The sequence below is a fragment of the Acinetobacter sp. CWB-G5 genome, from assembly GCF_019209785.1.
GTDB classification, from domain to species: Bacteria; Pseudomonadota; Gammaproteobacteria; order Pseudomonadales; family Moraxellaceae; genus Acinetobacter; species Acinetobacter johnsonii.
Map to the genome: position 1 here is coordinate 32421 of NZ_JAHUTF010000008.1, position 13047 is coordinate 45467.

At 40.9% G+C, this 13047-nt stretch carries 12 protein-coding genes; 5 read left to right on the plus strand and 7 right to left on the minus strand.

Annotated features, from left to right (window positions below; all coding sequences use genetic code 11):
* Positions 1-9 precede the first annotated feature (9 nt).
* Positions 10-1710, minus strand: coding sequence for an NAD-dependent malic enzyme (locus KVY11_RS12495; RefSeq protein WP_087013913.1), 1701 nt, complete (start codon positions 1708-1710; stop codon positions 10-12).
* A gap of 250 nt (positions 1711-1960) precedes the next feature.
* Here KVY11_RS12495 and KVY11_RS12500 point away from each other — a divergent pair, with 250 nt between their 5' ends.
* Positions 1961-2560, plus strand: coding sequence for a hypothetical protein (locus tag KVY11_RS12500; RefSeq protein WP_218289128.1), 600 nt, complete (start codon positions 1961-1963; stop codon positions 2558-2560).
* An 8-nt stretch (positions 2561-2568) separates the two neighbouring features.
* Here the strand turns inward: KVY11_RS12500 and KVY11_RS12505 are convergent, their stop codons facing one another.
* A complete protein-coding gene (locus KVY11_RS12505) occupies positions 2569-2853 on the minus strand; it encodes a DUF2798 domain-containing protein (RefSeq protein WP_004684392.1) in 285 nt (94 codons plus the stop codon).
* A 177-nt stretch (positions 2854-3030) separates the two neighbouring features.
* Between KVY11_RS12505 and argS the strand changes: the two genes are divergently transcribed.
* Both argS and KVY11_RS12515 read left to right on the plus strand, forming a co-directional pair.
* A complete protein-coding gene (argS, locus tag KVY11_RS12510; protein WP_218289129.1) occupies positions 3031-4836 on the plus strand; it encodes an arginine--tRNA ligase in 1806 nt (601 codons plus the stop codon).
* 278 nt (positions 4837-5114) lie between these two features.
* Complete coding sequence (locus KVY11_RS12515; RefSeq protein WP_125274328.1) at positions 5115-5717, plus strand: SPOR domain-containing protein; 603 nt, start codon at positions 5115-5117, stop codon at positions 5715-5717.
* 30 nt (positions 5718-5747) lie between these two features.
* On the opposite strand, the gene KVY11_RS12520 is transcribed toward KVY11_RS12515, so the two are convergent.
* The 4 genes from KVY11_RS12520 to KVY11_RS12535 all read right to left on the minus strand — a co-directional run bounded on the left by KVY11_RS12520 (position 5748) and on the right by KVY11_RS12535 (position 8583).
* Entirely contained in the window at positions 5748-6347 is a 600-nt protein-coding gene (locus KVY11_RS12520; protein WP_218289130.1) for an alpha/beta fold hydrolase, read from the minus strand.
* 14 nt (positions 6348-6361) lie between these two features.
* A complete protein-coding gene (locus tag KVY11_RS12525; RefSeq protein ID WP_218289131.1) occupies positions 6362-7003 on the minus strand; it encodes a glutathione S-transferase family protein in 642 nt (213 codons plus the stop codon).
* A gap of 131 nt (positions 7004-7134) precedes the next feature.
* Positions 7135-7533 (minus strand): OsmC family protein, encoded by a 399-nt coding sequence (locus KVY11_RS12530; protein ID WP_086210829.1) that lies wholly within the window; start codon positions 7531-7533, stop codon positions 7135-7137.
* 102 nt (positions 7534-7635) lie between these two features.
* Positions 7636-8583 carry a pirin family protein gene (locus KVY11_RS12535; protein ID WP_218289132.1) on the minus strand — a complete coding sequence of 316 codons (948 nt, stop codon included), beginning with the start codon at positions 8581-8583 and terminating at the stop codon, positions 7636-7638.
* 383 nt (positions 8584-8966) lie between these two features.
* On the opposite strand from KVY11_RS12535, the gene KVY11_RS12540 reads away from it, so the two are divergent.
* Both KVY11_RS12540 and KVY11_RS12545 read left to right on the plus strand, forming a co-directional pair.
* A complete protein-coding gene (locus KVY11_RS12540; RefSeq protein ID WP_218289133.1) occupies positions 8967-9968 on the plus strand; it encodes a DNA cytosine methyltransferase in 1002 nt (333 codons plus the stop codon).
* Between the two features lie 65 nt (positions 9969-10033).
* Positions 10034-11170: a restriction endonuclease gene (locus KVY11_RS12545; protein ID WP_218289134.1), complete on the plus strand. Its 1137-nt coding sequence runs from the start codon at positions 10034-10036 to the stop codon at positions 11168-11170.
* 194 nt (positions 11171-11364) lie between these two features.
* Here the strand turns inward: KVY11_RS12545 and guaA are convergent, their stop codons facing one another.
* The gene (gene guaA / locus KVY11_RS12550; RefSeq protein ID WP_058868664.1) at positions 11365-12933 is read right to left on the minus strand and encodes a glutamine-hydrolyzing GMP synthase; all 1569 of its coding nucleotides are present in this window, start codon (positions 12931-12933) and stop codon (positions 11365-11367) included.
* Positions 12934-13047 lie beyond the last annotated feature (114 nt).

Below are 13047 nucleotides of genomic sequence, written 5' to 3' on the forward strand. Positions count from 1 at the left end.
TTTTCAGCTTTAGAAGGCGACACGTTTATAGTGACGATACTCTGGCTTCCAGAAGTTTTTCTCAATCGCGTGTTGCAATTGCTCATCACTAATAATCGGGGCTACACCTGCATCCATTGCTGCTTTGGCCACTTTAAAGGCTATCAGCTTAGAGACTTTCTGAATTTCATCAATCTCAGGCAATAAATCTGCTGTAGGGTTGGTCAACATCGGTGAGCAATCTGCCAAAGCATTACTCGATGCAATTAACATCGAATCGGTCACACGGGTTGCATTGGCCGCAATCACGCCTAACCCAATGCCTGGGAAGATATACGAGTTATTGCACTGCGAAATATTATAAATTTTGCCTTGATAATTTACAGGAGCAAAAGGACTGCCCGTCGCAATCAAAGCCTTTCCGTCTGTCCAGTGAATAATATCCGCTGGCACTGCTTCAACACGCGACGTTGGGTTAGACAGTGGCAATACAATCGGACGATCACAGTTCGAAGCCAAAGTGCGAATTACTTCTTCAGTGAATAAGCCCGGCTGACCCGATACCCCAATCAACACGGTAGGTTTGGCATTTTTCACGACATCGAGCAGTGAAATCACCTCTTCAGCATTGCCCCATTGCGCTATCACGTCTGGCTTTTGCGCCAATTTACGTTGAAAATCAAGGAGATTCGGCTGATTTTCAGTGATTAAACCAAAACGATCGACCATATACACGCGTGCACGCGCTTCAGCATCAGTTAAACCTTCAACTTTCATCTGCGCAACAATTTGCTCAGCAATCCCACAGCCTGCTGAACCCGCACCTAAGAAGGCAACGGTTTGATCTTTGAGCTGTTTACCTGCTGCACGTGATGCAGCAATCAAACTGCCCACAGAAACGGCTGCGGTACCTTGAATATCATCATTAAAACAACAAATTTCATCACGGTACTTATTCAATAACGGCATGGCATTATTTTGTGCGAAGTCTTCAAATTGAATCAACGCTTTCGGCCAACGACGCTTGATCGCAGCAATGACTTCATCAACAAAAGCATAGTACTCATCACCACTGATGCGCGGTTGATTCCAACCCATATAAATTGGGTCATTCAGTAACTGCTGATTATTGGTCCCGACATCGAGGGTAATTGGTAAGGTGTAAGCTGGGCTAATACCACCACACGCGGTATAGAGCGACAATTTTCCAATCGGAATACCCATCCCGCCAATACCTTGGTCGCCCAAGCCTAAAATACGCTCGCCGTCGGTAATCACAATAACTTTGACATTTTTCTTGTTGATGTTATGCAAGATGTCATCAATATGCGCACGGTCTGGATAAGAAATAAATGTGCCACGATGGCGGCGATAAATATCCGAGAAACGCTGACAGGCCTCACCCACCGTTGGAGTATAGATAATTGGCATCATCTCACTTAAATGGTTTTCAATGAGGTGATAGAACAAAGTTTCGTTGGTGTCTTGAATATTACGCAAGTAAATGTGCTTATTGATCGCATCATTAAAAGCACAATATTGTTGATAAGAACGCTGACTTTGTTCTTCAATGCTTTCTTCAACATGTGGAATTAAACCATGCAAGTTGAAGCGAGTGCGCTCTTCTTCCGTAAACGCCGATCCTTTATTTAACAGCGGCAACTCAAGTAAGGTATTGCCCGCATAAGGGATGTATAAGGGTTGTTTTGTCTTTAAATATTCTGTCGTCATTACCTATCTCATTATACATAGATTTAGATGAACCTATGGGGAGAATCTATGCATCTAATTCGGCTACTAGCTTAGCGCCATTTACTCGTCTTTTGATATTTATAAGCGTGATGCAATTATCAAAGCGATTTAGTCTGAAAATAAAAATCAAGTTTGCGGCAATCTTTCAGCCAAATAGCGCATGGATAAAATTTGAACTTGAATAAAGCTCAAGCTAAGCTAGCGCTTTTATTTCTTCTTTATATTAAAAATGATCATCAAAAAACTGATGTTGTTGAGCCTTACGTGTCTTTGCCTCACACAAATGACAGCATGCCAATCCATTTCTACGGCGCAAACTACAGTGAGTGATAAAATTACAGGGCTATTTGGTCATAACGAAAAACTGCCTGAAATCGATCCCAAAGGCATTGTTGATATCAGTAAAGCCACCATCGAGCAATATGAGCAACTCAGTGCAAATTTACCCTTGAACCAATGGGTCTATTTGGAAAATGAAAAACAAGGGATTTATCAGCTACAAAACAAATCGACCGAAGGCTTTGTACTCTCACTACGTCTGAATTGTAAAAGCAGCAGTCATCCCCCTACGTTTGAGCTTCAAGATGCGCAAGGCAAACGTATTTTATATGGCTATGATAAAGAAGCAGGACAGATTCAGTTTTTACTCGACAACAAAAACTATGGCAATCCCTTTGATCCATTTCAACGCCAAACCCTAAGTCGTTTTCAACAACAGCTTGCCAGTGCCCAAGTGATTAAGCTCTTTCATGCAAGCAAACTGTATCGTTTTCAAAACCAAAATGCGGAACTCCTAAGCAAACCTGTCTCATGCCGTGAAAATAGCTAAAATGGAGGTTATTTGGGTGGGTTCAAATGTGACATATCGACAAACACACCGGTCAAACGGCGCACAATCGGTAGCACAATGAGCACTACAGGATAGGCCACCACCCAAGACATCATCCATGCGGACAGCCAAACCTGTAGGAAATTGTCCACCCAACCCAAATTGCGCCAAAGATTGATCATCGAAATAATGCCACTCATAAAAAATGAGATAAAAAACGGCAAAATAAACATTGCATATTTTGCTGGCAACTTGGGAATATTGCCAATGATCATCGGCCGCTGTTCAGACACGTTTTATCCTTAAAAGTATGCGTTTTAGTTTTCATCATACTGCGCTTTTCATGTTTATTGCAGCGCAATCGTTAGCAGTTTTCGAACATTTTTTATTCTATAAAAATGGATTCACCTAAAGACGCGGAAATTTGCTATATTTAGCGTTTTTCTGCGACATCAAATTTTCGACTGAATATGAACACGGCAATCCAAGCAGCTCTCGAGCACGCAGTGCAAAACCTTCAAGCTGAAGGCGTCCTTCCAGCAGACTGGAACAACAGCAGTAATTTGACGCGTACCAAAGACCGAAGCCATGGTGACTTCGCGTCCAATATCGCGATGATTGCCTCTAAAGCTGCGGGTATGAAGCCACGTGATTTAGCCGAAAAAATTCTTGCTGCACTGCCTGAAGTGGCGGACATCAGCAAAGCAGAAATCGCAGGTCCTGGCTTTATTAACTTCTTTTTAAATGCTGACCAACGTTTTGCTGTACTTGATCAAATTCAAGCGCAAGGCAAACAATTTGGTCGCACTCAAGCCAATGCTGCGAAGAAAATCCAAGTAGAATTCGTTTCTGCCAACCCAACGTCTAGCTTGCACGTTGGTCATGGTCGTGGCGCAGCATATGGGATGACGGTTGCAACCTTGCTTGAGGCAACAGGTGCAACGGTAGACCGTGAATATTATGTGAATGATGCAGGCCGTCAAATGGACATCCTTGCAACATCCACCTATTTACGCTATCTAGAATTAACAGGCCAAGAACTGGTTTTCCCTAAAAATGCCTATCAAGGCGATTATGTTAAAGAAATCGCTCAAAGTATTATCGATGCTGATGGCGATGCCTACGTCCGCCCTGTGGCAGACGTCTATAAAGATGTCCCTGAAGATGTGCAATATGCAGAAGAACTCGATGCTGAAGGCAATAAAGTTGTCCTTTCAGGCGACAAAGAAAAGCATATTGATGGTTTAATCCATAATTCACAAAGCTTAATCGGTGAAGCTTACCGCGTATTCCACCAAGCAGCGCTGAATGCAATCTTAGATGACATCAAAGATGACTTGGGCGAGTTTGGCGTAACCTTTAACCAATGGTTCAGCGAAGCCTCATTGACAGACAAAATTGATGAAGCTTTAGAAACTTTAGAACAACGTGGTTTCTTATACGAAAAAGACGGCAATATTTGGTTCAAATCGACTGAATTTGGCGATGAAAAAGACCGTGTTGTGAAGCGTCGTAATGGACAAACCACTTACTTTGCTTCTGACATTGCTTATCACCTGAATAAATTACAACGTGGCTATACCGATATCATTGATATCTGGGGCTCAGACCACCATGGCTATATTTCACGGGTCAAAGCCGCGATTGATGCCTTGGGGTATGATTCGAAAAAACTGACTGTGCTTTTAGTTCAGTTCGTCAGCCTATGGCGTGGTGGTGAGATGGTACAAATGTCATCTCGTTCTGGTCAATTCGTGACTTTGCGTGACCTGCGTAAAGAAGTGGGCAATGATGCTGCGCGTTTCTACTACGTGATGCGTAAGTCTGAACAACACATTGACTTTGACTTAGACCTTGCAGTTTCACAAAGCAAAGACAATGCGGTGTACTACATCCAATATGCGCATGCACGTGTCAATCGTATGGTCGATGTGAAAGCACCTGAAAAAGGCATTACTTTTGATCGTAGCAAAGCAGCTGATTACGATGCGACCTTATTAACTCTTGATGCTGAAACTGAAATTCTTGCCAAACTTGCGGCCTATCCTGAAATTGTGCTTCGTGCAGCAAATAGCTATGAACCACACCAAGTGGGTAACTATTTGAAAGAACTCGCAGCATTATTCCATGGTTGGTATAACTTGGATAATACAAGAATTATCGACGAACAGAATATTGCCCTTTCGCAAGCCCGTTTATTACTTTCAATAAACGTACAACAAGTTTTGCGTAATGGTTTAGAGTTACTAGGTGTGTCTGCACCTGAGACGATGTAACCAGCAAAGCAAAGCTTCAAGTATGGCTGCAAGACCGAAAGCTATGCTTGAGGTAATGATGTAAAAAGCAACGCTTTGCACATCGTCGCAAGACACAGGACTATGCCCGAAGTAACCATATCAACCCTGATGTATTGCTCGCTTTGCGAAACTTGAATTTTGCAAAGCGATTCTTTATTTTACGATGATGCCTCTTTGAATCCATTGAGGCCAAGTATTAAAATAAAGAAAAGAATGGGCTAGTCCCTCATATTGATTAAAAGAAAAGAGGTTTCCACGTGTTTGGAAAAACGCAGCGCGGTGTATCTGAAAGACCGAACAAACCCAAAAAGCCACTGATTCCAGCTTGGCTCGGTACACTTGTGGTCATTTTAATCGTGCTCTGTTTTGCTGTAGCACTGTTACTGTGGAAACCTTGGGCACCAGTGAAGCCGAAAGGGCAAATCACTTCGGAACATTATCAAGAAGAAACCAATAAAGACTACCGTTTCTATGACCTACTGCCACAGCAGCAAGTGACGCCGATTCCTGATCAAGCCATTCCTGAAACTAAAGATAATCCAAGCACCGTGGTGATTGTTGAAGCACCTGCTGCCGAAGAAAGTACCCCTACTGAACCGGGTTTAACCGAAACAGCGCCAGTACCACAAGCACCAAGTTTTATATTGCAAGTCCGCAGTTACCCTGACCCAGACAGTGCCGATGCACGTCGTGCAGAAATTATCTTAAATGGCCTCTCTGCCGATGTAGTCAAAACCGTTGAAGGCGGCCAAACATGGTATCGCGTGATTTCAGGGCCATATGACTCGCAAGAAGCCGCAGTGATTGCGCAACAAACCCTACAACATAGTGGCATTGACTCAATTGTGGTCAAACGCTAAAACAAAAAAAGGATGCCTCGGCATCCTTTTTTATACTCTGAGTTTGGTGAGAAAATTTTGAATCAATTGCGCAACATGCTCTGCATGCACATAAGCCAAATCATGTTGTCCCTGTGACACGATGTGCAATTCTGCATGTGGTATTTGACGGTGTAAGGCCTGCCCCACCGCAACAGGACTAATCGGATCTACATCGCCCCAAATCAACAAAACTGGACACTGGATACGCTCCAGACTGTCTGTCAAATCAGACTGATGCTGAACAAACCAATCAGGAACCGTAAAGCTCTGTTGATAATCCTCTCTCCAATCCGCCACCTGAAAAAAACTTAAATCAATGCCACCTGAGGTTGCCACGAGTACCAAAGCCTGTACCTGCTCAGGCTTTTGTAAGGCAGCTTGTACTGCAAAAATGCCACCCATCGATTGTGCAACGACCACAGAAGGCTGTTGGATTTGATTCAATACATCGTCTTGTAAGCTCTCAAAACTCTGCACATCCACATCATCAGCATAACCACCAAAGCTCGGATAAGCGACGACCATGGTTGAATCGTCCTGTAGGAGTTGGATAACAGGTTGCCAAAATGCCGTATTGCCCGATGCACCAGGCAAAAAAATCAGGTTCAAATCATCACCACCCACTAGAAACCACTAAGCTCTTTAGCTTTTTTAAATGCTGGGCGCTGCTGAATGCGCTGTGCATAAGTAACCATTTGAGGGTTATGGGCTTTTACCCGCTCTTGCATCGCCACCACAGGAAAGCTCATTTGAATATCAGCAAAGGAAAAATCACCTGCAAAATAGTCATGTTGAGATAAATAATTTTCCAAATATGCACTGTGCTCTTTCAAGCGTGGATTAATAAAGCCACCTTTAACTCCATCACAAATTTTATTGGCAAGCGGTTTAATTAGAAAGGGAACATGCTTGGGTACATTACTCATCACCAAGGTCATAACCAAATATGGCATCAACGAGCCTTCGGCATAATGCATCCAGTAGTTGTATTGCATTAAGTCCTTTGGATTTTTCGGTTTAAACTTGTGCTCCGTATCGTAGGTGGCTTGCAAGTATTCTAAAATCACCGCAGATTCTGCAATGACCAAATCACCATCGGTCAAAACAGGGGCTTTGCCTAAGGGATGAATGTTTTTTAACTCAGGTGGCGCAGCATAGGTCGGTAGGCGTTTATAAAACTTCACCTCATACTCCAGCCCTAACTCTTCCAAAGCCCATAAAATGCGTAAAGAGCGTGAATGTTCCAAATGGTGCAGAGTGATCATTGTTTTACCTTTTGTTTTAATTGAAATCTAGCCCTCACTTTACGCTAAAATTTGGATTTTGCACCTGTCGATACACATGAATATCCAGTCGCACAAAATCCTTTACCGCCTATAAAAAACCGTCAAGCGAGTTAAACAATTGAGGTTTCAATCTCGACGGAACGTAATAAAGTTTTAGTGACTGGTGTTTTTTGACAGATGTCTAAGATTTTTTGGCGTGCTTCTTCTGTCAATGTTTGCTCAAACGACAAACGACGGCTGATCCATTCTCGGCCTTCTTTATTGGCATTAAAATCTGCTTCGACACTAAAAGCCCCCCACTCAATACCTTTGTGCTGTGCATACATCCGTAGGGTAATCATGGTGCAGGAAATCAAACCTGTACAAATAAAATCATAAGGTGCTGGGCCTTTGTCCTGACCGCCAAAAGACGCTGGTTTATCGGTGATGAATTGATGTCGCCCACTGCTTACTTCACCAGACCATGCTTCGACACATGTTTTGACTTCTGCATTCGCAATTATTGCCATTTTTTTATTATCCCATTTTTCATTGATATTATTTTGAATAGGTTTCAAGTATTGAAACTGTCCACCTATTCTATTTTTAAACAACTTTTCGCAGTATTGCCTTTATTTTGAAGCGCGCATTTGGTCTGGAAATGCTGGTGCTTCCAGTCGTGGCCCTTCATAGTCAGGAATTGAACCAAAACGTTCATCTTGCGCAATCCACTGATCACGCGCAATTTTCAATTCTTCTTGAGTACGACCAACAAAATTCCACCACAGTAGAATTGGACTTTCAAACGGCTCACCACCTAACAGTAACAAGCGACTACCAGCATGGATTTCAATTTCAATCGCACTTACACCCTGCTCGAGTACCACCATATTGTCTTCAGTTAGTTCGTGCCCATTGACCGTAGCCGTTCCTTCTAAAGCCATAAAGCCATATTCAAAGTTAGGATTGAGTGTTAAACGGGTTTTGGTGCTTTCTGCTGCGCTTAAATCCACCCCTAACAGCTCGGTATAAACACTCACAGGTGAAGTGGTATTTAAAAACTCTCCGACCAAAACAGTAAACTCCACCCCATCTTTTTCCACCACTGGCAGTTCTGGATAATGATCGAAACGAGGTTCAACAGCAATTTGTGCATCGGGCAATGCAATCCACAATTGTGCCGCATGCATTTTGGTTTCCGTATCTGGTGCGACTTCCGTATGGGAAATCCCATGTCCTGCGGTCATGAGGTTGACCTGTTTTGGACGAATCAGCTGTTTGCTACCCAAACTATCGGTATGCATCATGGTGCCTTCAATCATCCATGTAAAGGTTTGCAAACCGATATGTGGATGTGGGCCAACATCTAAACCGTCCCCTTGAGGGAAGGTTACAGGGCCTGCGTGATCTAAGAAACACCATGCACCAATCATTCGTTTATGGCGACTTGGCAGCGCGCGTTTGATGACCGTCCCTTGGCCGATTTCAGCACTTCTCAGTGGAAACTCTTGAATGAATTGATTTACGTATTTTTCACAGTCATCCGAATGTGAAAGTTCAGTATAGTTATTATTCGTCATGTGCTTACTCATTACAGATCCATATGTCCTAGATCATAACAAGCAGATTCCCAACTGCACATCCCTAAAAATAGAATGCTGATTCTTAAACTTGGGACAATATCTTGTGTTTTCAAAACTTAACTACAAGGCAATGAGTGGATGTAAAAATGTTGTTACATCTTTATAAGGTGTGTTTTTGCTCTGCTAAAGTGTTTTAGAAGTGAGGAAAAGCCATCGCTTAGGAAAAATCAAAAGTTTTCTTTATCGCAAGCGATGTAATAAAATTCCACTTTAACTAAAAAACTATAACTTGTAATTTTCATCGTATAGTTGCTGCTTTTTTTTTTCTTATCCTTTACAATTTAAGGTTGCGAATTTGAACCAAACCGAGCCTCCCTCAAATGCAATCTGAACTTTTCAAAATTCCTGCTTTCCCTGAGCAAGCCAATACAACTTTTAAGTTTATTGACCTATTTGCAGGTGTGGGAGGTTTTAGAATGGCTTTACAGAACTTAGGTGGAGCTTGCATATTTAGTAGTGAATGGAATCAAAATGCCCAAATTACCTATGAAAAAAATTATGGTGAAAAACCAGATGGTGATATCACTCTAAAAGAAACTAAAAATAAAATCCCTCAACATTTTGATATCTTATGTGGTGGATTTCCATGCCAAGCATTCTCAATAGCGGGTTATCAAAAAGGGTTTGAAGAAACTCGCGGTACATTATTTTTTGATATTGCTGATATTGCCAAAAAACATCAACCCCGTGTAATTTTCTTAGAGAATGTTAAAAACTTACTTACTCATGATAAAGGTCATACGTTTCAAGTTATTAAGAATACGCTAGAAGAACTCGGTTATGCCGTATATTTTCAAGTCTTAAATAGTATGACGCATGCCAATATTCCTCAAAACCGTGAACGTATTTTTATTGTTGCCTTTCATATAGAACAAGTTCCCAACCATTCTAAGTTTCAATTCCCAAAAGCAATTGAACGAACTAAATCCATTCATGATTTTTTAGAAACTGAAAAAGTAGATCAAAAATATTATTATCAGCCTGATCACATGTATTACCCAATATTGAAAGAAAGTATGACTTCTCGTGATACGTTATATCAATGGCGTCGTGTGTATGTTCGTGAAAATAAAAGTAATGTTTGCCCAACTTTAACGGCAAACATGGGTGCAGGTGGTCATAATGTACCACTATTGATAGATAATTTTGGTATTCGAAAATTAACACCTAAAGAATGCTTTGCATTCCAAGGCTATCCTGTTGAACAGATGGTTTTTCCTGAGAAAATGGCAAATAGTGCACTTTATATGCAAGCAGGTAATTCAGTAACTATGCCATTAATTCAACGAATCGGAGAACAGATTCTAAAAGTTATCAACTAAGTATTTTTAAACTATGTTATTTACTGTATAACTAGTAACTTATAGTTATATCTACAGTTCGTAATATGGTTAGCTTCGCTCAAATTGATCAAAAAAATGATGGTGAATATTTAAAATTATTAGATGCTATCAGCAAACTTTCTGGTTTATTCAGTGAAAGTGGAACACCTTTTATTAACTATCGTGTAGCTGAAAATGTTTTCTGTAAAAGTTTCAATGCAGAAAATTTATCACGTTCAGATACTGCCTATGATGCAAAATATCAGAATAGTATTGGCATAGGTTTAAAAACTTTTATTTGCGAAAAAGAATTTAGCAATGAAAAGATTGCTGAATTTAATGCTCTTTCAAAAAATCTGTCTGCACTTCAAGGCAAAGAATTGGCTCAAGAACTTGCAAAATATCGCAATGAACGCATTGAATTAGCTAATCGTCTCTATAATATCACTACTGGGCTCTATCATATCGTCGCACGTAGAAATTCAGAATTGGTACTTTTTGAAACTGATTACAATAAAATTAATATATCCAATATCAAAAATATAAAAACAACTAAAGCAGGAATTTCATTCGAAGATGGATCACATCAATATTCTTTTAACTTTTCAAAAAGTACTCTTTTTAGAAGGTTCTATATCCCTCAAGATGCTTTTACATTACCTATAGAAATTATTGAAGATCCCTATACATTATTACTCGATTTATTTGGTAACCAAAGCTTTAAAGAAGCTAAAAACAAGCTAATAAAGGGTGAAAATTTTATAGTTCTTCCTCTTTATGGAATGAAAAATAAAGAAAAATTTGTTTTCGAAAGTAGTGGTTTAAATCAATGGAATGCTGGTGGCAGAACAAGAGATATAGGTGAAGTATACATCCCTATACCTAAAAAAATTCATGAACTTTTTCCAAAATTCTTCCCACCCAAAGATCATGTTTTTGAACTAGAAGTACCTACTGGTGAAGCATTTTCAGCTAAAGTATGCCAACAAAATTCCAAAGCTTTAATGACAAATCCAAATAGAGCCCTTTCAGATTGGTTATTAAGAAAACTTTTACAACTTCAAGAAGGTGAATTAGCAACTATTGAAAAGCTCTTAGAATTAGGCTTTGACAGTGTCATTATTTACAAGGACAGTAATAATAAATTTAGGATTGATAAAGCAGAACTTAATGGTTATGAAACTTTTATTAATGAAGAATAAAAAAGAGCGCCTAAGCGCTCTTTTTATAAATAATTCTCTTCGCTACCACGAGTATCTTGCACAAAATTCAAAGCAGTACTTTGAATTTTATTCATGGCGTAATTTAGGCAAGAAGCTTCGCTTCTTGAAATCCCTATAGCCTCAAGCATAGCTTTCGGCGTAAAACTGGCATGAAGCTATGCTTCATGCCAGTTTTACTCCCATTCAATTGTCGCTGGTGGTTTAGAAGAAACGTCATAAACAACACGAGAAACATCTTTAATTTCATTCATGATACGCGTTGAGATTTTATCAACTAGATCATAAGGAAGATGTGCAAAACGTGCTGTCATAAAGTCAACCGTTTCAACCGCACGAAGCGCGATCACCCATGCATAACGACGACCATCACCTACGACACCAACTGATTTAACAGGTTGGAATACCGCAAATGCTTGCGCAGTTTTATCATACCAACCGCTTGCACGAAGCTCTTGCATAAAGATGTCATCTGCAAGACGTAAAATGTCTGCATATTCTTTTTTCACTTCGCCAAGAATACGTACACCAAGACCTGGACCAGGGAATGGATGACGGTAAAGCATTTCGTGTGGCAAACCTAAAGTTGTACCTAAACGGCGAACTTCATCTTTAAATAAATCACGGATCGGCTCAACCAATTCAAAAGCTAAGTCATCTGGTAAACCGCCCACATTGTGGTGAGATTTAATCACATGTGCTTTACCATTTTTGGTTGCAGCAGATTCGATCACGTCTGGGTAAATCGTCCCTTGTGCAAGGAAGTTTACGCCATCAAGTTTACGCGCTTCTTCAGCAAAAACTTCAATGAACTCACGACCAATGATTTTACGTTTTTTCTCAGGATCAACTTCACCCGCAAGTGCAGTCAAGAAACGCTCTTCAGCATCGGCACGAATCACACGGATACCCATGTTTTTCGCAAACATGTCCATCACTTGCTCACCTTCGTTCAAACGGAGTAGACCGTTGTCAACGAATACACAAGTCAATTGATCGCCAATTGCACGGTGTAAAAGTGCCGCAACAACGGATGAATCCACACCACCCGACAAACCTAAAAGAACTTTCTGATCGCCAATTTGTTGACGTAGTTGTTCAACACGCAGGTCGATGATGTTTTCAGAGTTCCACAGGCTACGACAGCCACAAATGCTGTGTACAAAGTTAGATAATAACTCTGCACCTTTTGCAGTGTGCGTTACTTCTGGGTGGAACTGAATACCGTAGAAACGACGTGTTTCATCAGAAACCATCGCCACTGGGCAGCTTGGCGTGCTTGCAGTAATTTGGAAACCTTCAGGAATCGCCGTCACTTTGTCGCCATGACTCATCCATACTTTAAGCTGGTCTTTGGTGTCTTCAAGATCACCAATCAACTTGTCACGGACTTGGATGTTGACTTCGGCATAACCAAACTCATGCACAGTACCCGGCTCAACTTTACCGCCAAGCTGTGCAGACATGGTTTGTAAGCCATAGCAAATACCCAAAACGGGTACACCTAAGTTGAACACAACTTCTGGCGCACGTGGGCTGCCTTCTTCGTGTACGCTCTCAGGACCACCTGATAAGATGATACCGTTTGGATTAAATGCACGAATGTCTTCTTCAGACATGTCATAGGCATACATTTCAGAATATACGCCAGCTTCACGTACGCGGCGTGCAATAAGCTGGCTATATTGAGAACCGAAATCCAAAATAAGGATACGATCTTCAGTAATTTGAGTATTGGTAGTCATGACAAACAACTATGAAAGGCAAACGAATATAAGCGCCGTATTCTAGCATTTTTCCGCGCATAACGCACATAATTCGGACAAGCTTTATACAACGCTTAAAACCCAATGGTTTTT

Excerpts from the sequence above, each read along its gene's own strand:
- KVY11_RS12495 (WP_087013913.1), bottom strand. The coding sequence starts at position 1,710 with ATGACGACAGAATATTTAAAGACAAAACAACCCTTATACATCCCTTAT.
- KVY11_RS12500 (WP_218289128.1), top strand. The coding sequence starts at position 1,961 with ATGATCATCAAAAAACTGATGTTGTTGAGCCTTACGTGTCTTTGCCTC.
- argS (WP_218289129.1), top strand. The coding sequence starts at position 3,031 with ATGAACACGGCAATCCAAGCAGCTCTCGAGCACGCAGTGCAAAACCTT.
- KVY11_RS12525 (WP_218289131.1), bottom strand. The coding sequence starts at position 7,003 with ATGATCACTCTGCACCATTTGGAACATTCACGCTCTTTACGCATTTTA.
- KVY11_RS12530 (WP_086210829.1), bottom strand. The coding sequence starts at position 7,533 with ATGGCAATAATTGCGAATGCAGAAGTCAAAACATGTGTCGAAGCATGG.
- KVY11_RS12535 (WP_218289132.1), bottom strand. The coding sequence starts at position 8,583 with ATGACGAATAATAACTATACTGAACTTTCACATTCGGATGACTGTGAA.
- KVY11_RS12540 (WP_218289133.1), top strand. The coding sequence starts at position 8,967 with ATGCAATCTGAACTTTTCAAAATTCCTGCTTTCCCTGAGCAAGCCAAT.
- KVY11_RS12545 (WP_218289134.1), top strand. The coding sequence starts at position 10,034 with ATGGTTAGCTTCGCTCAAATTGATCAAAAAAATGATGGTGAATATTTA.
- guaA (WP_058868664.1), bottom strand. The coding sequence starts at position 12,933 with ATGACTACCAATACTCAAATTACTGAAGATCGTATCCTTATTTTGGAT.